Below are 22,667 nucleotides of genomic sequence, written 5' to 3'. Positions count from 1 at the left end.
TAACAGGTCAGATCGGATTACATGGGACTCGGAGAAACACTACGCCAGCAGCTGGCAGCCAAGGCACTGAAGCGGCAACTGGAGCGCGCAACCGATGCGGCCGCGGCGCCGGGCGTGCCCGACGGTCAGGCTGTGCAGGCCTTGTCAGCGCGCAGCCGCTTCGAAGCGATGCCGCAATTCCAGCAGGTCAAGCTGATGCGCGAGATGGGCGAGACCTTGCGGGTCGAGTCGCCGTTCTTTCGCGTGCATGACGGTGTCGCGGGTGCGACGACGCGGATTGGCGGTCGCGAGTATGTGAACTTCGCCAACTACAGTTATCTGGGACTGGCTGGCGATCCGACGATCGCCGCGCGCGCAAAAGCGGCGATCGACCGTTATGGCACGTCGGCTTCGGCGAGCCGCATTGTCGCGGGCGAACGGCCGGTGCATCGCGAACTCGAACGAGCGCTCGCCTCGTTCTATGAAACCGATGACTGCGTGGCGTTCGTGAGCGGGCATGCGACGAATGTGACTGTGATCGGCTCGCTGTTCGGACCGGGCGATCTGATCGTGCACGACGCGCTCGCGCACAACAGCATCGTGCAGGGCGCGCAGCTCAGCGGCGCGAAGCGCCTGAGCTTTGCGCATAACGACTGGCAGGCGCTCGACGAGCTTCTTGCGCGCGTTCGCCGCGAGTATCGCAACGTGCTGGTAGCGATCGAAGGTCTCTACAGCATGGACGGAGATCTTCCCGATCTGCAGCGCTTCTGCGAAGTGAAGGAACGGCACGGGGCGTTCCTGCTAGTCGACGAGGCGCATTCGCTCGGCGTGCTGGGCGCGACGGGCAGAGGCATTCGCGAGCATTGCGGCGTGGCCTCGGAACGAGTCGATCTGTGGATGGGCACGCTGAGCAAGACGCTCGCGGGGTGCGGCGGATTCATCGCCGGGTGCCAGCCGCTTGCCGATATGTTGAGAAACCTTGCGCCCGGGTTCTTGTATAGCGTGGGGCTTGCGCCGGCGCTTGCCGAGGCTTCGCTCGCGGCGCTCGAATGTCTGATCGCGCAACCGGCGCGGGTGGCGCGATTGCAGGCACGCGGGAAGCAATTCCTGAGCGAGGCGCGGGCGGCCGGGCTCGATACCGGAACCAGTGCGGGTTATGCCGTGGTGCCGGTGATTACGGGAAGTTCGCTCAAGGCCGCGCAGTGGGCAAATGCTTTGTTCGAAGAAGAGATCAACGTGCAGCCGATTTTTTATCCGGCGGTGGAGGAGAAGGCGGCACGGTTGCGGTTTTTTATTTGCTCGACGCATGAGGCGGAGCAGGTTAGCCGCAGCATCGCCGTACTGAAGAAAGTGGCTGGGCTGCCGTAAAGGCATGAGCAGGATAAGACTCTGGTGTGGCTAACCACGGCCTTTCAGGTTATCCACGGAGACCTTCGTCAATCGAGGATAGGCAGAACCCGTCAAGAGTCGAAACATCATTTTAGATGATGTAAAAACAACGGGTAATAAGGATCTCTATTGGAGATAGAACAGGTCAAAATGCCTCATTCCATGAGATAATTTTTGATTAAATTTGTGTGATATCAAGTGGGTAATACCGACCGATTCGCGCTGCGCCGATTGTGTGCGCGGCGAGTACGAACGCTTGGTGAAAGAGTATTGGGGCCTGGCGATAGCAGCATGTTATGTCAGTGGATGATCGAAAGAGGCAGTCGCAAGCGACGCCTTTGTTAGCAGATGCAAGTTCAAATGAAAGTGGAAAAGCATGTGTCGAAGCTGGGCGGCTATTCGAGGATTGCCGCGTTGTGCCTGGCTTTGACTGGCTGCGGAACCATGCCGGGCTGGATTTCTTCCAGTGGCGCCAGCCGCGAGCAAGTCATGGAATTGCCGAAGGAAAGCCGAATCCAGGGCATCCAGCTAATCGACGTCAATGACACGCTGACCAGGAAACTGGCCGCTGGAAAAACCTTGGGCCGGTTCTCGGATGTATTTGCCGGCAACGCGGCGAATCACTATGTAATCGGTCCGGGCGACGTGCTCGATGTTTCGGTTTGGGAGTCGCCGCCGGCCATGCTGTTCGGCTCGGGCATGCTGGACCCGACCAAGCCTGCCACGGCGGGTGTCTCCACGGCTGTCACGTTTCCTCAGCAAATGGTTTCCGCCGCCGGAACGATCACGATGCCTTTTGCGGGGCGCATAACCGTGGAAGGGCGCGACACTCAGGAGATCGAGGCGGATATCACGCAGCGCCTGAAAGGCAAGGCCAATAATCCCCAGGTTATGGTCCAGGTTGTCAAGAACAACAGCGCCAGCGTGACCGTGGTTGGAGAAGTGACCAATAGTCTGCAACTGCCGTTGACGCCGAAGGGCGAACGCCTTCTCGATGCAATCGCGGCCGGAGGCGGTGTGAAAGAAGCGGTCAGCCGCGTTGCTGTTCAACTGACGCGCGGAAAGGTCACGTCGACCATGGCGCTTGGTTCGGTCATTCGCGATCCGCGGCAGAACGTTCGACTCGAACCGGGCGATGTTGTGACAGCCTTGTTCCAGCCCGAGAGTTTCTCCGTGCTCGGGGCAACGGGCAAGAACGACGAAATGCCGCTCGAAGCACAGGGAATTTCGCTGGCGCAGGCATTAGCACGCGCCGGAGGGTTGATCGACAATCGCGCCGACGCGCGAGGCGTGTTCATCTTCCGCTTTGAGAAAGCCGGACTGGTTGACGGCCAGGTAGCGAAAGGCACGGTCCCGGTCGTCTATCAAGTCGATCTGCGCGATCCTTCTTCTTTCTTCGTTACTCAAAATTTCGCGATTCAGGATCGCGACGTTATCTACGTCGCGAATTCGCCCGAGGCCGAGTTCAACAAGTTCTTGAGACTGGTCATCTCGGTTGCAGCACCGAGCGTAACGTTGAACAAGGCGCTCGACTAACCAGCGACAAGATTCTCGGGTCGTCGAGCATACATGGCTGCCTCGCTGGCTGAGGTGGCATCTCCAGTCGCGCATGTTCGATCGCCCGGCTTGTCTCGGCGGCCCTCGTCTTCGGCGGGTTTCCTTCATTCGTTTTCAGACACTTTGAAGTTCAGATGACGTCTTTAGAAATACGTTCCAGGTCGCGGAGTCCGTACGCGGTCACCTTCGACGTCTGGCGCGCCCTTTTCTTGCGGGAAGCCCTGGACCGATTGTTCGACATGCGGGCAGCGTGGTTCTGGCTGCTGATGGAACCGGCCATGCACATCGGCTTCATCACCTTCGTCTATACGGTGATTCGCGTGCGGACCATTGCCGGCATCGATGCGGCTGTCTGGACCATCGTCGGCATGTTGGCGTTCTTCATGTATCGACGCACGGGTATTCAGGTTATGTACGCCGTTGAATCAAATCAGCCGCTCTTCGCTTATCGACAAGTCAAGCCCTTCGACGTGGCGCTCATGCGCGGCGCGCTCGAGGCTTTCTTGATGATGATCGTGTCCGTCGCTCTTCTTTGCGTCGCTGCACTGTGCGGACGCGACGCACTGCCGCACGATCCTTTGATCGTTCTCGCCGCGCTTCTGGGGTTGTGGTTGTTCGGCGTCGGTTATGGACTGGTCACGTCGGTTCTCATGGCGTTGGTTCCGGAAACCGAGCACATCCTGAAGATGATGATGATGCCGCTATATCTGATCTCGGGCACGCTCGTCTCGCTCTCGACCGTACCTCAACCGTATCAGGGATGGCTGCTCATCAATCCGATCGCGCACGGACTCGAACTGGTGCGCCAGGGATTCGGAACCGAGTATCACGTCATGCAGGGTATCAGCCTCAGTTATCTCTATGCATGGGCTGGCGGGAGTGTGTTCCTCGGCCTTGCCTTGTATCGCCGTTTTGCCCGTCAACTGGTGATGCAATGATCGTCATTCAGGACGTGTACAAGCGCTATCGGACTGAACATGGCGCTGGCCGATGGGTACTGCGCGGGGTAGATGTAACGATCCCGCCCAAGCGAAATGTCGGCTTGATCGGGCACAACGGAGCGGGTAAATCGACACTGCTGCGTTTGATCGGCGGCGCGGACCAGCCGACGCGCGGAAGCGTGCGGCGCGAGTGCGTCGTGTCATGGCCGGTCGGGCAAGGCGGCCTGGAAGGAACATTGAGCGGTCGGCAGAACGCGAAATTCGTGTGCCGCGTTCACGGGCACCAGGACGATCTCGCTGATCGTCTGGAGTTCATTAAGGACTTCTCCGAACTCAAGGACGCCTTCGACGAGCCGGTGAAAACCTATTCGTCGGGTATGCGTGCGCGACTGCAATTCGCACTGTCGCTGGCGTTCGAGTTCGATATCTATATCTCGGACGAAGTCACGGCGACCGGCGATGCCGCATTTCGAAAGAAAGCCGCCGCGGCTTTTCGTTCGATGGTCGACCGTGCGGGTCTGATCATGGTGTCGCACGACGAGACGACGCTTAGGCAGTTTTGCGAATCGGGCATCTGGATTCACAACGGCAAGGCGCACTGGTTCGAACAACTCGACGACGCTCTCAAGGCTTATCAAGAATCGCTTTAACATGACTGACATTCAGATTACGAAAGAAACGCTGGAGCATGCGTATCAGAACAGGCTGCCTACACGGATATTCCGCCGTCTGATTCAGCTCGTGTTCTTGCTGGGCCTGCTCACGACGATCTATTGGATTTTCTTCGCTTCGGATCGGTACGTGTCGGAAGCGAACCTGATCATCCGCAAGACAGACTCGGCGAGCATGCCTGCTCTGGATTTGAGCGGTCTCGTGTCGGGCACGGGCGGGAGTCCCCTCAACCGCGCCGATCAATTGCTGCTGCGCGACTATCTGCTTTCGGTCGACATGCTCAAGAAGCTCGACGCCCAGCTCGATCTGAGAAGCCATTTCAGCGATTCGCGGCATGACTTCGTCTCGCGGATGTGGTTCAGGAACGCGTCTATCGAATGGTTCTATCGCTATTACCTGTCGCGCGTCGATGTCGAATATGACGAATACGCCGGTGTTCTGCGTATCACGGTTCAGGCTTATGACCCGAAGCTCGCCCACGCGATCGCGGCCATGCTCGTTCAGAACGGCGAGCAATACATGAACCTGCTGGGCCACCAGATGGCCGAGGCTCAGATCAGCTTTCTGACTAATCAGGTCGAAGATGCCCAGGACCGCTTCCAGAAAGCAAGTCAGGCTCTGCTTGCTTACCAGGACAAGGAAAGCATGTTCTCGCCTTCGGATACTGCGCAGAGCATTGGCACGATCGTGGCCAGTCTTCAGGCCCAGCGCGCGCAACTGCAGACGCAACTCGCAACCTTGCCCAAGTCGCTGGATCCGAACCATCCCAACATCGTGCTGCTCAAGCAGGCGATGAGCGCGATCGATCGGCAGATCGCGGAAGAGAACGCGAAGCTCGCACGGCCGGCCGGGAAGACATTGAATGCGTCCGTCGAGCAGTTTCAACGTCTGAAAATGCAGGTGAGCCTCAGCGAGGATCTCTACAAGTCCGCCTTGCTCGGACTCGAAAGAGGCCGTGCCGATTCGTTGCGGCTTTTGGAGAAGGTGTCGGTGCTGCAGTCGCCGACGATGCCTGAATTCTCGATGCAGCCGCGACGGCTTTATAGCGTCATCGTCACGCTTCTTCTCACGTTGATGATCGCCGGGATTCTGAAGTTGCTCGAGAGCATCGTGCTGGATCACGTGGAATGACCGGTTCTAAGGCAGACAAATGAGCAATACTTCATTGAAGCAGGGCCCCGATTCGACCGATAGCGAAGCGTCCGACATGACGACGCTGCGTAGCGAGAACGCGCTGCTCTTTGCACAACTCCATGTCGTGCAAGAGGAACTGGAGCGGCGTCACCATAAGGCTCCGGAGATCAAGCAGCCGGTCGGGGCACTCAAGCTCGTTCTCGACGATAGCCGCTTTCCCGAGATCGCGGCGGAGAGCCTGCGTTACCAGAAGTCGCTGGCAGCGCGCGACGACGTGCTTCGTCGGCAAGCCGAGCGTTCTCTTTCGAACCGGCTCGGCGCTGCGGTGGTGCAGGGCGTGACCGGCCCGGTTGCCTTGTTCGGTTTGCCAGGCAAGCTGTGGTCCATCTGGCGCGACACGAAGCCGTATGCAGCGTCCGCGTTGCTGGGCGGGAAGAGCTACGACAAGGTGATCGCGGCGTACCGCGAGGGGGGCGATGCCGCGGTAGATTCGCTGCTTCACGCTCAGCCCGAGAGCGTGAAAGCCAGTGCTATGACGATGCTCGCGCGTACGCTGGTCAACGCGGATGCCCAGAGCGCGGCGCGGTATGCGCGGCAAGCATATGAGCTGGATCCGCGCCCGTTCCGGCTCAAGTGGCTGGCGTTTCGCGAGCATGAGGCCGGCCGTCCGGAAGAGGGCGAAGCCTTGCTGGATGCATTGCCAGCTGAAATGAAGTTCAGCGAGTCCGAACAGCGCCAGGTAGGCGTTCTTCGCGCGGATGCACGGCGTAAGCGCACGCACGAGGTCGCGTCGAAATACGACTACGCGGCCCGCCGTCGCGAGCTGGAGCAGAGCTTCCGGCGTCTCACGCAAGAGCGCACGGAACAGCAGGCGCTTCTGGAGCAGCAGCGCAAGCAACTCGACGAAGTACGCAAGGCAAATGCGGATCTGGAGCAGGCGCGCCTTGCGCTCGGCTCCGAACTGACAACGCAAAGTGCCGAACTGGCGAAGCAAAACGCCGAGCTGAAGAAGCGAAGCGCGGAACTGACGAAGCAAAGCGCCGAACTGGCGACACAAAGCGCTGAGCTGGCGACCGAAAGGGCGCAGTTGCTCCGCGTGAGCCAGTCGCACGAGGCGCTGCTTCGCGAGCACGAGATGCTTATGCGTGATCGTGCCGGTCTCGCTCAGCTCAGCGAAACCCAGGCGCGCGAGAACGCGGAGCAAGAAACGCTGCTGCTCGAACAGCGCGCGCGCATCGCCGTGCTGGAGCATGCCGCCACGCAGGACGAAGAGGTGCGTCAGGAGCTCAGCGAGCGCATCGAGGCATTGCATGGCGAGGTGCAGGTCTTGTCGCGCGTGAGCGAAGAGCGAGACGCGCTGATCGCGCAACAAAAGCACGATATCGACGAAACCGAGCGCCTTCGCGCTCAAACCGAGGGGGCGCGCGCCGTTCTGGCTGAACAATTCGAAGCGCTGCAATCCCGCGTCCAGGAATTGACCCACTCCCATGAAGGGAAAGACGTGCTGGTCGAACACCAGCGGCGTCAGATCGAAGAAATCGACCGGCTGCGAGAGCAATGGGAGCAGCAGTGCGCGGCGCTGTCGAAGCGCGAAACGGCTTTGCAGAAAGACGTGGATGCGCTGTCGAAAGTGCGTAACGAGCAGGCGGAACTGCTCGTTCGACAAGTGGATCTGTTCGGCTCGATTCTGGGGCAACAGCACGAGGTCGCGAATGGTTTCATCAAGCAGATGAACCCCTCCGCCGCACAGATCGAACGGCAACTGCGCACCGTGGTGAAAGAAGAAACGACTAATGCGAACCGTCAGATGCAGGCGCTGATCGGCTTGCAGGGTTACTACGCGAACGGCGAACTGCCGATCGTGAACCCTGAAAACAGTACCTGGCCCATCAGTCCGGACTTCGCGCTGTATCTCGTGCAACTGATCGAGAAGAAGCACTACGACCTGATTGTCGAGTTCGGTTCCGGCATTTCGACGGCGGTCGTCACGAAGACGCTGGTTCAGAAGGCGCGCAATCAGTCGCACGGCGAGAATCCGACGGCCTTCACGTCGTTCGAACATCTCCCGTCGTATCACGCGCAAACCCTGAGCCATCTTCAAGCCATGGGCGTGGCCAACAGCGTCGATCTGCGCTTGACGCCGCTGCGCATGTGGACGGCGGCCGATGGCGCGCAGTACTCGTATTACGACTGCGACGCGGCGCTCGAATCGCTGAGCCGCAGCCTGCATGCGCGGACATTGTCGATTCTGGTGATCGTCGATGGACCGCCGGCTTCCGTCGGAAAGCTGGCGCGCTATCCGGCGGCGCCATTGATGAAGCAATTCTTCCCGCGCGCGTCGATCGATTTCCTGCTCGACGACTACATGCGGGAAGACGAGCAACGCATCGCCAAACTCTGGCAAACCGATCTCGAAGCCACCGGTTTTTCCTGTCAGGTTAGTGAGCGCCGATTGGAAAAGGGCGCCTGTCTGATCTCCGCGCGTTTTGAAAGCCAATAAATCATGAAAAAAATCCTTACCGTCTTCGGCACTCGCCCCGAGGCGATCAAGACGGCTCCTGTCGTCAAGGCCTTGGCCGCCGACGGCGGTCTCGATGTCAAGGTGTGCGTGACCGCGCAACATCGACAGATGCTCGATCAGGTGCTGGACATCTTCGAGATCAAGCCTGACTTCGATCTGAATCTGATGGCGCCGGGACAGGACCTCTCCGACATTACCAGCAAGGTGGTGCTGGGCATGCGCGACGTTTTCAAGGACTGGCTTCCCGACCTGATCCTGGTCCACGGCGACACGACGACGACGCTCGCCGCCAGCCTCGCGGCCTATTATGCGAAGGTCCAGGTCGGACATGTGGAAGCCGGTTTGCGCACGAATCACAAGTATTCGCCGTGGCCCGAAGAAATGAATCGCCGTCAGGTAGGCGTCATTGCCGACGTTCACTTTGCGCCGACTGAGCAGGCTCGTCTGAATCTGCTTCGCGAAGGTGTGGCTGATAGCTCGATCCACGTCACGGGCAACACGGTGATCGACGCGCTGTTGAATGTCGTCGACCGGGTACGTCAGGACGAGAGCTTGCGAACGAGTCTCGCACAGCGCTTCGATTTTCTTGATCCAGCGAAGCGCATGGTGCTCGTTACCGGCCATCGCCGCGAAAATTTTGGTGCGGGTTTCGAGCAAATCTGCCTTGGTTTGCGCGAAATCGCTTCGCGTGGAGATGTGCAGATCGTCTATCCGGTGCATTTGAATCCGAATGTCCAAGAGCCCGTTCGCCGGATTCTCTCCGGTGTGCCCGATGTGCATCTTATCGAGCCGCAGGACTATCTGCCCTTTGTTTATTTGATGGACCGGAGTGCGTTGTTGATCACGGATTCCGGCGGTGTTCAGGAAGAAGCGCCGTCCCTCGGCAAGCCGGTACTCGTCATGCGTGACACCACCGAGCGTCCGGAAGCGGTCGATGCGGGAACCGTCAAGCTGGTAGGCACCGATAGTCGGGTCATCGCCGACGAAGCGAACCGCCTGCTGGACGACGAAGCTGCTTATCAAGCGATGTCGCGCGCCCACAACCCGTTTGGGGACGGACGTGCTGCGTCGCGGATTGTCGATATTTTGAAGAAAAATCACTAAGAAAAACGAGGTTACGGTGTTCACTACGATTTCAATGATCGGCCTTGGGTATATTGGTCTGCCCACCGCCACGCTGTTCGCTTCGCGCAAGAAGAAGGTGATTGGTGTCGATGTCAGCAAGCACGCTGTCGATACGATCAATCAAGGCAAGATCCATATCGTCGAGCCCGAACTCGACATCCTGGTGCATGCCGCCGTGACCGAGGGTTATCTCGTCGCGACGACGTCGCCGCAGGAGGCCGATGCATTCCTGATCGCCGTGCCTACTCCGTTCACCGAGGGTCACAAGCCCGATCTCAGCTATGTCGAAGCGGCTGCCCGATCGATCGCTCCGGTTCTGCGACGCGGTAACTTGGTCGTGCTCGAAAGCACCTCGCCGGTCGGGACGACCGAGAAGCTCGCGCAATGGCTGGCCGACGCGCGTCCGGATCTGAGCTTCCCGCCGCAGGCGAACGAAGACGCGGATATCCAGATTGCCTACTGCCCCGAACGAGTGCTGCCGGGTCGCGTGGTGCACGAACTGGTCGCCAACGACCGCGTGATCGGCGGCATGACGCACAGGGCTTCCGCTAAGGCAACCGAACTCTACCGGGTCTTCGTCGAAGGCGAACTGATCACGACGGATTCGCGCACCGCGGAAATGTGCAAGCTGACCGAGAACAGCTCCCGTGATGTGAGCATTGCATTTGCGAATGAGCTCTCGCTGATTTGCGATCAACTCGGCATCAACGTCTGGGAATTGATCCGCCTTGCGAACCGTCACCCGCGCGTGAATATTCTTCAGCCGGCAGCGGGCGTGGGTGGTCACTGCATTGCGGTCGACCCGTGGTTCATCGTCGATTCGGCGCCGGACGTCGCGCGCATGGTTCGTACGGCCCGCGAGGTCAACGATTACAAGCCGGTGTGGGTCGTTGAAAAAATCAAGGCGGCGATTGCGGATGTGTTATCGCAAAGGCCGAATGCTCGCATGTTCGATGTGAAGGTCGCTTGTCTGGGCCTGGCGTTCAAGCCGAACATCGACGACCTCCGCGAGAGTCCCGCACTCGAAGTGGCAAAGCAGATCATGAAGGTGGGCTGCCAGGTGCTGGCAGTCGAGCCGAACATCGAGCAGCTGCCGGTGCGTCTGACCGACGGCATGACCCTCGTTTCGCTTGAAACCGCGCTTGCGGAAGCCGACGTGCTGTGTGTGCTTGTCAAGCACCAGCCGTTCCTGGTAGCGGTCGAGCAGATTCGCCAGCACGTGAGCGCCGTTGATGTCGTGGGGCTCTTCGCGGCTTGAGTCGGTCGATGTCGGAGTGAGGGCAATGCAAAAATCCTTGGTACGTGACGCTGAAAGCGCCTATCTGCGCGGCAATTACAAGACCGCCGCTGAGCTATACGAGCAACTTGCGGTGCTATTGGGCAAACAGTATTTCGAAGCCAACATCAAGCTGTGCGAGCGCCGTATGGTCGAGCGTGAGCGTCCGGTCGTCCTCAAGCAATTGAAGATCGCCGCGGTGATGGATGATTTTACTCATCATGGTTTCGAGTCGGAATGCCAGTTGCTGCCGCTGTCGGCGAGCCGCTGGGAAGAACAGATCACGGGCTTCGGGCCCGATATCCTGTTCGTCGAGTCGGCTTGGCGCGGTCAGGACGATTCATGGGTCAACAAGGTCAGCGACCCGTCGGACGAGTTTCGTCAGTTGCTGAAATGGGCCAAGGACAACGGCGTGCCCACCTTGCTGTGGTGCAAGGAAGATCCGGTTCATTTTTCGCGCTTCATGCCTGTGGCGCGTCAAGTGGATCATGTGTTCACGACCGACATGGATTGCATCGCGAAGTACAAGCGCGCGCTCGGGCACGAGCGCGTGTATCTGCTGCCTTTCGCGGCGCAGCCGGCAATGCATAACCCGTTGGCCACGGTGGAGCGTCGCGAGGGCTTTTCGTTCGCAGGCTCGTGGTATCCCCGCTATCTCGAGCGTCAGGCCGATTTCCGCACATTGATCGGCGTGGCGCGCAAGCTGAAATGGGTGGATATCTACGACCGCAACGGCAACAGGCCTTTGCCGCACGACTTCGTGTTCCCGGAAGAGTTCCAGAGCGAGATTCGCGGAACGCTTCCGTATACGGAAATGGATAAGGGTTATAAGGGCTATCGCTACGGGATCACCGTGAACACGGTCAAGCAGTCGCAGACCATGTTCGCCCGCCGTGCGCTGGACCTGATGGTGTGCAATACCGTAGTGGTCAGCAACTTTTCGAAGGGCCTGAGACAGCTCTTCGGCGACCTGGTGATCGCTTCCGACAGTCCTGCGGAATTGGAGCGACGGCTCGCGCCGCTGGTCGACGACGATCTCGCCTATCGCAAGCTGCGTTTGCAGGCCTTGCGCAAGGTGCTCGCCGAGCATACCTATACGCAGCGGCTGGCGTACATCGCCGGCAAGGTGCTTGCGCGCACGGTGAACAGCAACGCGCCGCGCGTCGCGATGCTCGCCGAGGTCTCTTCGCAGCAAGAGGCTTGCGTGGCGATAGAAGCAATGAAAAGGCAATCGTGGCCGCAGGCCGCACGTATCCTGATCGCTCCGAAAAGCATCACGGGTGAAACGGGTGTCGAGGTTTTGAGTGACCGTAAGGCGGCCTGGTCGCGCGTCACGGAATTCGACTATGTTGCGCCCATGTCGAGCGTCGACTACTACGGTCGACATTATGTGAGCGACATGGCGCTCGCGACGGCATTCGCAACCGGCGACGGCGTGACGAAGGGCGCATTCCACGCGATGAACAGCGATGGATCGATCGGGAACGCGGATCTTGCCCAGGAGTATGTGCCGGTGGAGCGAGCGGCAGTGCGCCGCAGTTTGCTCAAGCCGCAGCTTCTGCAGTCGTGGGCGGAGCAAGCATCGGTATCGCTGGAGGACGCGCAGGTTTCATCGGGCGCTATCGTTTCGGTCGACGCATTCAGCTATTGCGCGTTCGGCGCCGCAAGCAACGCAGTGCCTGCCGCCGTCGATGCCGAAGATATCCAGCGCATCGGCGTCAGCTTGAATGAGGATATGCAACCTCGTGCGCAGCGTGTGAGGGCACTGAAGGTTGACGAGAAAATGGCGCTGGAGGCCGCGGCGTGGTTCCGTTTGCTGCCGAAGTCTATCGATCATCACCTGAAGCTGAGCCTGGGCACCGAGCGGCAGGTGGAGCTGAAGAGCACGCTGCCGGCGGATGCGCACAAGTATGTGTACCTGTCGCGCAAGCTCGCCGTCGCGGAAGTGACAACGACGCAGGAATTTGGCTTCGTCGCCGAGGGCGATGCGCAAGTCGATCTGAGGCTGGTGTTCGTTTTCCTGGACGCAGACGGCCAGAAGATCTCGCATTTCATGCATCCGCTGGGCGCGCGCGAATCGGTTTCCTTGCCGGCCGGCACGGCCTCGATTCGCCTGGGCCTGCGTATCCAGGGACAAGGACAGGCCAGCCTGGGTCGTGTGGCCTTCCTCGAAGCGCCGGGTCCGGAGCGCGACCTGTTGCCGTCTTCGCGGCAATTGCTCGTAAGCCGGCAATATGCCAGCTACGATGATCTATACCGCTATGGCTTCGTTCATGCGCGAGTGAAGGCTTATAACCGGTCGGGCTCGCCTGCCGAGGTCATGCGCATCACGCCGTCGGGGCGCGGACGTTTTCGCGAGTTCGAGAACGTGGACGTCATCGAAACCGGAATCGGCCAGCTCGAACGCAGCCTGGCAGACGGCGTCTATGAGAATCTGGCGGTGCATATCATCGACCGTCAGATATGGGATACGGTACGCGAGCATCTGGATCGCGCGTGCGTCGTGATCTGGGCGCATGGAGCGGAAGCGCAACCCTGGTGGCGTCGGGCGATGAACCATGCCACCGACGAGGCGCGCAACGGCGCAAGGCGGGATGCCGACGCGCGCATGTCGATGTGGCGTGAAATCCTGACGCTGCGGCATCCGAATCTGAGTGTCGTGTTCATCTCCGACAAGCAGGCGATGGAAGTGCTGTCCGACCTGCGTCTTTCCGTGGCGGAAGTCGGCAGCTTCGCGGTCGTCCACAATTTTGTGAACGGCGATTTGTTCAAGTACGTGCCGAAAGACCCGGCCCAGCGATTCAAGCTGCTGTCGATCCGACCGTTCGCATCGCCGGTGTATGCAAACGACCTGACGGTACGGGCGATCGAAGATCTCGCGAAAGAGCCCTTCTTCGATCAACTGCGCATTCGCATCGTGGGCGACGGACCGTTCTTCGAACAAACCGTCGAGCCTTTGCGCCAATACCCGAATATCGAGCTGTCGCAAGGCTTCCTGACGCAGAGCGAAATCTCCGCTTTGCATCGCGACTACGGCGTTTTCCTCGTTCCTTCGCGGATGGACTCCCAAGGTGTCTCGCGCGACGAGGCGATGGCGTCCGGTCTCGTCCCCATCACTAATCGAGTGGCGGCCATTCCGGATTTTGTCGACGAGACTTGCGGAATTCTTGCCGAGCCCGAAGATGCCGCCGGCATTGCGGACGGCGTGCGCCGTCTCGTCAATCATCCCGCTGATTTCGAGGCGATCTCGCGAGCCGCTGCAGCGCGTGTGCGCGCTCAATCGAACTACGACCGGACAATCGGGCAAGAACTCGCTTTGTTCGATCCCCGGAAGGCCGACGAGGTGTGCGCGATTGCGTCTCAACGTCTGAGTGCGCGCGATGCTTACCCGATGGAAGTTGCGCTGTACGGCGACGTGAACCTCAACATCATGGACGGGTCGGCCACCTGGGCGGCGTCGCTGGCGGAGGTGCTAGGCGGCATCGGCGGTGCGCGTGTCTCGCTGGTGCTCAAAGCGAGGATTCAGCGCACGCAGGTCATTTCGCGTCTGCTCGATCTCACGCCATCCGTGCGGCTGATCGAACCGGAAGTCGCGGAATCGAGAGGCTTGTCGCAAGAGGCTGCTGTCGCATGGCTCGAGGCGCTGGATGGCGAACGTCCGTTCAATGCGTTCATCCTGCGTGGTCTGGAAGTATGCAGCCGCGCGGCGCAGTCTCCGCGTCTTGCCGGACGGATCTGGGCCTATCTGACCGACATTCCGCAGCAAGCCGAACTTCTGGACGACGAGACTCGGCAAAAGATTTCGCAGATCGTCTCGGCGAGCCAATATGTTCTTTGCCAGACGCCGCAGATGCAGCGCTATTTTTCCAGCCTATTCCCGCAGGCAATGGAACGCATCAAACTGCTGCCGCCGATGATTCCGGCTATGGCAGCGCGGGATGTCGCCGTCGCAGATAGCGCAGCGCAGTTCCGTTATTGCTACGCGGGCAAGTTCGCGCCGCGCTGGGGTATCAAGGAACTGTTCGACGCGCATGCTCAGCTGCGTGCCAGCGTACCGGACGCGGAACTGCATGTGTTCGGCGACAAGATTCATAATCCCGCCGACGATCCTGGCTTTCATCCGCTGGTGCAGGCGCGACTGAATTCTGGAGAGGGTCTGCAATGGCATGGCGTCGTCGACCGGAATGGTCTCATGCGTCAATTGCAGGATATGCACGCAAGCTGGGCGTTTCGTGATCCGGCATTCGAGCGTGACACACTGGAGCTTTCGACCAAGGTTCTCGAGTATGCGAGTCTTGGTGTTCCGGTGATTCTTGCGCCGAGCGCGGTATTCAAGTCGGTGTTGGGTGAGGATTATCCGTTGTTTGCCGATACACAAGAGCAGGCTCTGGCGCTTCTGCGTGAGCTTGCGACGAACGTGTCGCTACGAAGCAGCGCCGCTGCTCGCTTGAAGAGCGTGGCAAGCCGCTATAGCTTCGACTCCGTACGACTTAGCCTTCGTGAACAAGGACTGTTCGAAGATTCTGTGCAGATCACGAATGATGTAGCCGTTGGGCAAAAGAATGACGCCAGGTAAGATGAATATACGCAACGAGTATGACGAGCTGATCAAACTGCTGCCGGACGACGCGTCGCAGGGTTCCGATATGCATTACGTGAGAGAGGTTCTCTCCAATGCGGGGCCTTTGAGCGTGGTCGATCTGGGTTGCGGGCCGGGAAAGTCGTTTCAGCAGTTTCGGGCGATCAACGGTGAGATCGAATGGATCGGCATTGATTTCGAGGATTCCGCCGCCAAGCGGGCAGCGGACTTACCCTTCAAGCCATGGGATGGATCCACCATTCCGCTGGGCGATGCTTCCGCTGACCTGGTGTATTCGCATCAGTCGCTCGAGAGCGTTCGCTCGCCCGATGCTGTCATGAAGGAAATCGCACGGGTGCTGAAACCCGGCGGATACCTGATCGGTTCCACCTCGCAGCTCGAACCGGGAGTTTCCGGCAGCCTCTGGAACTTCAAGCCGCTGGGGCTCAAGCTACTCGTGCAGGATGCGGGTCTTACGCTGACGCAGATTCGTCCGGGCATCGACGGCGCGACACTGATTGCGCGTGCATTTCTGGGTAAGCCTCAGTATATGTCGCGTTACTTCTCGTCCGAATCGCCCTTGAATAGTTATATCGATTCCCAGGCTGCCAAGGAAAACCTCAGTGGAAGGAAGGCAGCGATGCGCAAGATACAGTACTGTGGGCAGTTTTCATTCAAGGTCGTGAAGGAGAATTCAGTGTCGCGCGGCTTGCCGATCATTACCTACCATCATCATTTGCCGAGCGATCTCAAGGAAGGCAGCCGCTTCAAGAACGGCACGGTCACCAATACCGTCGAGAGCTTCGAAGCTCAAATGGCCTGGATGCATGAAAACGGCTATGAGTCGATGACGTTGGCTGAGTTCGAGAACTACATGACCGGCCGTGATCCTCGACCGGCAGGAAAGCGGGTTCTGATCACCTTCGATGACGGTCATCTCAGCGTCGCCCGGTATTGCTATGAAATCCTCAAGCGCTATGGGTGCACGGCGGTCGTTTTCCTGATCACCGGAAAGCAGCCGGAGAAGCCGGTGCAAGTGCTGGAACCCGATGTGCTGCAATACGTTTCCCGGGAGGAAATGGCTGCGCAGAGCGATGTATACGAATATGCGGCCCATACGCATAACATGCATTCGCGCGACGAGGAACACCGCTCCAATCTGGTCACCTTCGATGCGCAGACAGTGGCCGCGGACGCTGCGCAGTGCCGCGCGCTGGTGGATGATTCGCGCCATTTCTGCTTCCCCTTTGGACAGTACACCGACAGCGTCGTCGACGTACTGGTTGAAGTCGGCTATCGATATTTCTATACCACCGAGAAAGGACTGGCACACCCGAATCCAGGCAAGGACGTTCACGTAGTCAAGCGGCTGAACGTGTCGCCGCGCATGAACGTCCAGCAGTTTGCCGATCTGATCGAACGATCCGAGTAAATGCAAGCTCAATGTGCTACGGATGACGATGCTGCAACATTGCGGAGATTGCTGTCTCAGGGTGCGGCTCGTCGTTACCGCGCCGTGATCCGCCGTGGGCCGGCGATATCCCGCGCGCCGCTGCTATGAGACGGTATGCGTTGCTGACGGTCGACACTGAAGCACTGCCCAAAAGGGCGGAGGCCGATCACGTCCGGCGCCTCATCTGGGGCCAGCATGCAACGGGTACCGCGGGTGTACGGGAGATGTGTTCGATCGGCGCCGAGTTCAATGTTCGGCACACGTTCTTTGTCGACATGTGCGCCACCACGCGCTATCCGGACGACATGCGCGAGGTGGTCAGATGGCTGGACGCAGCGGGTCAGGACGTGCAACTTCATTTGCACCCGGAGACATTGCCGAAAAGCTTTTGGTCGGAGCACGGACTCGATGCGGCGCCGGCGTATATCAACGAGTATGTCGGCGAGGATCGGGCGGTCTTCCTGCTCAAGCATTTCGGTGGTCAACTGCGCGAGGTAACCGGTAAGCGCGTGATGGCCTGCAGGGCAGGATCCTTTCGCTGGAATGGCGACTTCATACGCGCACTCAAGACAGCGGATATCCCTTTCTCGTTCAACAATTCGATGCGGGCGTATGAGGCCGGGCGCTCCACGTTCGGCTTGCCGACCAACCGCCCATACGCCTGGTCGAACGATGTTGTCGAGGTGCCGGTCACGGAAAAATGGATCGCGCCTGCCGCAGACCGGCCGGCACGGTGGGCCAGCCTGACCTATCCGGAATCGAGCTATTTTCCGTTCCAGACCCGGCGCTTCCGTGCTCTGCCGTCGTTTCTGTCGCCGGGGCCGGGTTTTGCGGTTCTTCTGTTGCATTCGTGGTCGTTCCTTCACTGGAATGAGAAGCGGCATGCGACCTATGTGGATGAGCAGAGGCTGGAGGGTTATCGGCGGCTGCTGGCGCGCGTATCGCTGGACTATGACGTCATCACGTCGACGGAGCTTGCGGATTTGCACGCACGCGGAAAGTTTCGAGTTCAGCCGTCGGTGGATCTGGCCCGAGCGGACTCAATGAAGACGACTTGATCGAAGATGTTTGCCAAGAACCCATTGCGCGTTGCCGGGGGCAAGGCTCAACTGAATAAGAGGCTGTAGAAGCGATGCCGAATCGTTATGCATTAGTTACCGTCGATACCGAGGCGCTGCCCAAGCGCGCATCGGAAGATCACGTGAGGCGTCTCATGTGGGGAGAGCATGAGAACGGGACGGCCGGCGTGCGCGAGATGTGTGCCATCGGCGACGAGTTCGGCGCCAAGCACGTGTTCTTCGTGGATCTGTGCGGTGCTTACGGTCAACTGGCGGAGTCGCTCGACGTCGTGCGCTGGCTCGATGCCGCTGGACAGGATGTGCAGTTGCATACCCATCCCGAATACTTGCCCAAGGATTTTTGGGGGCAGCACGGGCTCGACACGCGTCCGGAGTACATGAATCAGTACAAGGATGACGCGCGCGCCGAATTCGTTCTGCGGCACTTCGGAAATCTGATCACCGAGGTCACGGGCAAGAACATCCTGGCTTTTCGCGCCGGCTCTTTTCGCTGGAATGCCAGCACGATACGCGCGCTCAAGAGCGTCGGCATTCCGCTGTCCTTCAACAATTCGATGTGCGCGGTGTATGCGCGCCAGAGCCTCTACGCCGAACCGACGAATGCGCCTTACGTCTGGTCGAACGGTATCGTCGAAGTGCCGATGACGGAAAAGCGCATCCTGCCGAAGATCGGCAAGGACGAGTGGTGGGCGCGCCTGACTTATCCCGAGTCGAGCTATTTCAGGTTTCGTCCGTGGTGGGGCAAGCTTCTGCTCAATACATTGAGCGGTGGTCCGGACTTTTCGGTGTTCCTGCTCCATTCCTGGTCCCTGCTGTATTGGGACGAAAAGGGCTATGGGGCATACCGCGACGATCATCGGGTCGAAGGCTATCGGAAGTTGATGGCGCAATTGACCAAGGACTACGACGTCATTACGACCGCCGATTTCCTCGATCTGCATTCGCGAGGAAAGATTGCCACGGCGCGCACGGTTGATCTCGCGCATGCCGAGCTGCCTGAAGTCGTTGGAGGAGGCCGCTGAGATGGCCGTGCTGAAGTGGCTGGGCCAGCCCTGGTTGGCGCTCAATCGATTGCTTGCGACCCGGGCGCTCGAACGCCGGATCGGTCGGCCTGCTGGCGTGACGCCTTATCATCCGGTGCCCGGCAGCATGCTGTATGTGGCGGCCAGCTCACTGCCTTATCACGTGAGCGGCTATACGACGCGCACGCATGAAGTCGTGCGCGCGCTTCGCTCGATTGGTCCTGAAGTACACGTGATGACCCGTCCGGGTTATCCGTGGGATCGCCGCGATCGGTTGGCTGACGCCGATGGCACGGAAACGTCCGTCGGCGGCGTACCTTATCGGCACGTAAAGTCGCCGTCCAATTTGCGGCCCGTGCTGCAGTACGCCTTGCAAGGCGCGCAATCCGTGGTTCATGAAGCCACGCAGCGCCGTGTTTCCGTGATCCACGCCGCGTCCAACCACGTCAACGCGCTTCCCGCACTGCTGGCGGCGCGGCAACTGGGAATTCCCTTTCAGTACGAGATGCGCGGGCTATGGGAGCTGACGCGTATCTCGCGCATGCCGCATTACGAGCACCACCATGGATTCAAGCAAGGTCTGGAACTGGAAGGGCTCGTCGCGTCGAATGCGGATCGGCTCTTCGTCATTTCAGAGCAACTGGGACGCTTTGCGCGCGAGCGTTGGGGAATCGATCGGAACCGTATGTTCCTGTTGCCGAACTGCGTGGAGCCCGAGCGATTCGCTTTGCTGTCCCCGGAAGAAGTCGAGCTGGACACGATTGGCTACGCGGGTTCGTTGGTTGGTTATGAAGGCCTCGACACGCTGATCGATGCGGTGGCTCAGTTGCGAGTGCGGGGCGCGCGGCCGAATGTCGACATCATCGGCGACGGCGAAGCCCGTGGGGCGCTCGAAGAACAAGTGCGCCGCCTGGGCTTGTCGGACTGCATCCGCTTTCTTGGACGCATGCCGCCGCAGCAGGCGCAGGCGACGCTTGGCCGCTGCGCGCTGGTATGTATTCCACGCAAGCCGTTCAAGGTTTGCGAGATCGTGCCGCCCATCAAGCTTGTTGAAGCGATGGCCATGGGGAAGCCGGTCATTGTTCCAGACTTGCCGGTTTTCCGCGATGAAATGGGTGCCCATCCTGCCGGATGGTTCTTCAAGGCTGGTGATGCCGCTGATCTCGCGCGGGTGATCGAAACTGCATTGGGCGACGGTGCAACGCTGAAAGCGGTCGGCGAACGTGCGAAGCAATACGCTGCTACGCACCGTTGCTGGCGCGATTTTGTGACTGAAGCACTGCCTGACAGTGCGAGGTAAGAGAAATGGTCGGTAGGGTTATCAGAAAGCTGGGTTCTTTCGTCTACGATTATCCGAAGGTGTCGGAGGACGCGGAACGAGCCGGGCGCTTCGGTCGTTTGAAGATCGCGCTCGTCACCGACTATTTCACGGCCGACTGTTTGTCCGCGGAATGCCGCGTGCGCGCGATGACGCCTGCGAATTACCGCGAGGTGATCCACCAGTGGAGGCCGGACCTGGTTCTGGTGGAGTCGGCGTTTCACGGAGTGGACGGTAGCTGGCGCTATGAACTCGCCAAGCAGTCGAAGCTGCTTCGCCTGACCCGGCCCACGGCCATTTTCAAACTCGTGCAGTGCGCGAAGCAGGCCGGAATTCCGACCGTGTTCTGGAACAAGGACGACGGTCCTTTCTTCGATGCATTCATCGATGTCGCCAAGGCGTTCGATTACGTTTTCACCACGGATGAAGCGTGTCTCGATCGCTATCGCCAGCAACTGCCGAAACACGTGCCGGTCGATACGCTGATCATGCCCTTCCAGCCGGCGTTTCACAGCTTCACGGGTTTCCACTTCAGCCGTAACGAGGTGTGCTTCACGGGCAGCTACTATCGACGCATTCTGAACGAGCGACGCTGCTTCCTCGATATGATCTTCGAAAGTTGCGAACGCAACGATTTTCCGGTCAATGTGTTCGATCGGAATCACGACAGACTGTCTCACCGGTTCGAGTTTCGCTTCCCGAAGACAGGTCAGATGCGCCTGCACGGCAAGGTGGCCCACCGCGAAACGGCAAACGTATACAAGTCGCACCTGGTGTCGATCAACGTGAACTCGGTCACCAGTTCCGAAACCATGTTCTCGCGCCGCCTGCTCGAGATTCTGGCGTGCGGCGGCATCGCCGTAACCAACCCGAGCCGCGCGGTCGATCGTCATTTCCGCGACTATTGTCATGTTGTGACCGGTGATGAGGAAACGCGCGACCTGTTCGCGCGCTTGCGTCACGGCCCTTCGCAAGAGGATCTGGATCGTGCGGAGGCAGGCGCCAGATACGTGCGGGAGCACCATACGTGGGCCCATCGACTGGAGCAGATTTGCGCAGTCGTAAAGCTTTGAGGTGACGGTCAGATGATCGCCTTGCTTTCCTGGCTTTGCCAGTCTGTCTTCCTCATCGTAGTTGCTTATTTTGCGTTGTACGTGCTGCTCGAGTTTCGGGTGTTTTTCATCTCGCGAAAAGTGGAACGGCGCAAATTGACGGAACTCGCGCATTCCTCTAGGGAAGCGGAAGCCGATTTTTGGCCGGCCGTGAGCGTGCTGCTGCCGATCTATAACGAATCGGCGGTGGTGGAGCGGCTGATCGATGCGGCCTGCCGGTTGCGGTATCCCGCAGGTCTTCTCCAGTTTCTTGTTCTCGACGACTCGACCGACGGAACTACCGAGCTTGCACGGCAAAGGAGCGATGCTTACGCGATGCAGGGCATCGATATTCGCCTTATCAGGCGGCGCGACCGCACAGGCTACAAGGCTGGAAATCTGGTGAACGGAATTCAGCAATCTCATGGTGAATTCTTTGCGATCTTCGATGCAGATTTTGTGCCGCCCGCTGATTTTCTAATGAAATGCATTCCCTGTTTCAAGGATGAGAAGCTGGGCTTTCTGCAGACCGGCATTGGCTATGAGAACCGCGACGTGTCGTTTCTCACTCGCTTCCAGGCGATGGAGATGGGGCATCAGCAATACGTGACCGTTGGCTTGAGCGAGGACGGCGACATGGCCTCACTCAGCGGCAGCTCGTGCGTCTGGCGCAAAGCCTGTGTCGATGCGTTGGGCGGATGGAACGCGTCGACGGTAACCGAGGACGTCGACCTCGGGTATCGTGCGCAATTCGGCGAGTGGAAGTACGCATATCTGCGCGATGTGGTGTCCATGTCGGTGTTGCCGGAAACGATCAGCGCATTTCGGATTCAGCGCGAGCGTTGGGGGCGTGGGCTCATTCACAGTGGATTCAAGCACGTCGGTCAGATGCTGCTCCAGCGTATGCCGCTGATGAAGCGCATGCATGCGCTCTCCGTAATGTTCTCTTCGGTGCTTCTCGCGTCCATTTATGTGCTGATCTTGCTGAGCCTGCCGATAACCGGTCTAGTACGATTCGACGGTGCCTATATGCGTTGGGGCGCGCTTGCGTTTTTTGGGCTTGTGGTGCTTTGGAGTTTGGAGAATGCCTTCGGTGCCCGGCGAGGCGCAAGGTTCGATGCCAAGCCCAACATCGTGAAGGATCTATGGGACACCTATCGCTACGTCGCGATGTTTCTGCCGATGGCGTGGTACTACTTTGTCGGCGGCCTACGCGCATTGTTTGGTGTGTACGGCGATTTTCACACCACGCCGAAGGGCAAGGACGCGTCTCGGACAGCCGTTCCGCCAATCAATTTTGTACTGCTGGCGGGGGAGGTGTTCACATTTCTCTATTCGGCGGTTGCAATCGGAATCGGGTTTCTGAAATCAAACTATTTTCTGATTCCTCTCAATGTCACTGTGTGTGTGGGCTTTGGAATGGCGTTGTACTGGTCGTGGCTCGAAATGCGGACGCATAGGGGAGCGCGAGCTTGAGATTCTCGAATTTGCACGATGTGCAATGCATGTGCGCTGCTGTGGGTAGAAACAA

At 59.2% G+C, this 22,667-nt stretch carries 15 protein-coding genes; all 15 read left to right on the top strand.

Going from position 1 to position 22,667, the window contains the following annotated elements; all coding sequences use genetic code 11:
* Positions 1-21: 21 nt before the first annotated feature.
* Positions 22-1,347, top strand: coding sequence for an aminotransferase class I/II-fold pyridoxal phosphate-dependent enzyme (locus BRPE64_RS31275; RefSeq protein WP_044044155.1), 1,326 nt, complete (start codon positions 22-24; stop codon positions 1,345-1,347).
* Between the two features lie 381 nt (positions 1,348-1,728).
* Positions 1,729-2,904 carry a polysaccharide biosynthesis/export family protein gene (locus tag BRPE64_RS31270; RefSeq protein ID WP_173405492.1) on the top strand — a complete coding sequence of 392 codons (1,176 nt, stop codon included), beginning with the start codon at positions 1,729-1,731 and terminating at the stop codon, positions 2,902-2,904.
* 155 nt (positions 2,905-3,059) lie between these two features.
* On the top strand, positions 3,060-3,863 hold the full coding sequence (locus BRPE64_RS31265; RefSeq protein ID WP_044044154.1) for an ABC transporter permease: 804 nt from the start codon (positions 3,060-3,062) through the stop codon (positions 3,861-3,863).
* On the top strand, positions 3,860-4,516 hold the full coding sequence (locus tag BRPE64_RS31260; protein WP_044044152.1) for an ABC transporter ATP-binding protein: 657 nt from the start codon (positions 3,860-3,862) through the stop codon (positions 4,514-4,516). Before BRPE64_RS31265 ends, BRPE64_RS31260 begins: the two co-directional genes overlap by 4 nt.
* A gap of 1 nt (position 4,517) precedes the next feature.
* Positions 4,518-5,669: a chain-length determining protein gene (locus BRPE64_RS31255; protein ID WP_044044150.1), complete on the top strand. Its 1,152-nt coding sequence runs from the start codon at positions 4,518-4,520 to the stop codon at positions 5,667-5,669.
* 19 nt (positions 5,670-5,688) lie between these two features.
* A complete protein-coding gene (locus BRPE64_RS32065) occupies positions 5,689-8,172 on the top strand; it encodes a coiled-coil domain-containing protein (protein ID WP_051180613.1) in 2,484 nt (827 codons plus the stop codon).
* Positions 8,173-8,175: 3 nt separating this feature from the next.
* Positions 8,176-9,297 (top strand): non-hydrolyzing UDP-N-acetylglucosamine 2-epimerase, encoded by a 1,122-nt coding sequence (gene wecB, locus BRPE64_RS31245; RefSeq protein WP_044044149.1) that lies wholly within the window; start codon positions 8,176-8,178, stop codon positions 9,295-9,297.
* Between the two features lie 16 nt (positions 9,298-9,313).
* Entirely contained in the window at positions 9,314-10,576 is a 1,263-nt protein-coding gene (wecC, locus tag BRPE64_RS31240; protein ID WP_044044147.1) for a UDP-N-acetyl-D-mannosamine dehydrogenase, read from the top strand.
* A gap of 25 nt (positions 10,577-10,601) precedes the next feature.
* A complete protein-coding gene (locus BRPE64_RS31235) occupies positions 10,602-15,170 on the top strand; it encodes a glycosyltransferase family protein (RefSeq protein WP_051180612.1) in 4,569 nt (1,522 codons plus the stop codon).
* Between the two features lies 1 nt (position 15,171).
* On the top strand, positions 15,172-16,605 hold the full coding sequence (locus BRPE64_RS32060) for a methyltransferase domain-containing protein (RefSeq protein ID WP_051180611.1): 1,434 nt from the start codon (positions 15,172-15,174) through the stop codon (positions 16,603-16,605).
* Between the two features lie 140 nt (positions 16,606-16,745).
* A complete protein-coding gene (locus tag BRPE64_RS31225) occupies positions 16,746-17,684 on the top strand; it encodes a polysaccharide deacetylase family protein (RefSeq protein ID WP_232519363.1) in 939 nt (312 codons plus the stop codon).
* A gap of 74 nt (positions 17,685-17,758) precedes the next feature.
* On the top strand, positions 17,759-18,727 hold the full coding sequence (locus BRPE64_RS31220; RefSeq protein WP_044044141.1) for a polysaccharide deacetylase family protein: 969 nt from the start codon (positions 17,759-17,761) through the stop codon (positions 18,725-18,727).
* A 1-nt stretch (position 18,728) separates the two neighbouring features.
* Positions 18,729-20,027 (top strand): glycosyltransferase family 4 protein, encoded by a 1,299-nt coding sequence (locus BRPE64_RS31215; protein ID WP_044044139.1) that lies wholly within the window; start codon positions 18,729-18,731, stop codon positions 20,025-20,027.
* Positions 20,028-20,125: 98 nt separating this feature from the next.
* Positions 20,126-21,118: a CgeB family protein gene (locus BRPE64_RS31210; RefSeq protein WP_232519362.1), complete on the top strand. Its 993-nt coding sequence runs from the start codon at positions 20,126-20,128 to the stop codon at positions 21,116-21,118.
* Between the two features lie 12 nt (positions 21,119-21,130).
* On the top strand, positions 21,131-22,612 hold the full coding sequence (locus tag BRPE64_RS31205; RefSeq protein WP_044044136.1) for a glycosyltransferase: 1,482 nt from the start codon (positions 21,131-21,133) through the stop codon (positions 22,610-22,612).
* Positions 22,613-22,667 lie beyond the last annotated feature (55 nt).

This window comes from Caballeronia insecticola (assembly GCF_000402035.1).
Classification (GTDB): Bacteria; Pseudomonadota; Gammaproteobacteria; order Burkholderiales; family Burkholderiaceae; genus Caballeronia; species Caballeronia insecticola.
This window is presented reverse-complemented; position numbering and strand designations above follow the sequence as displayed.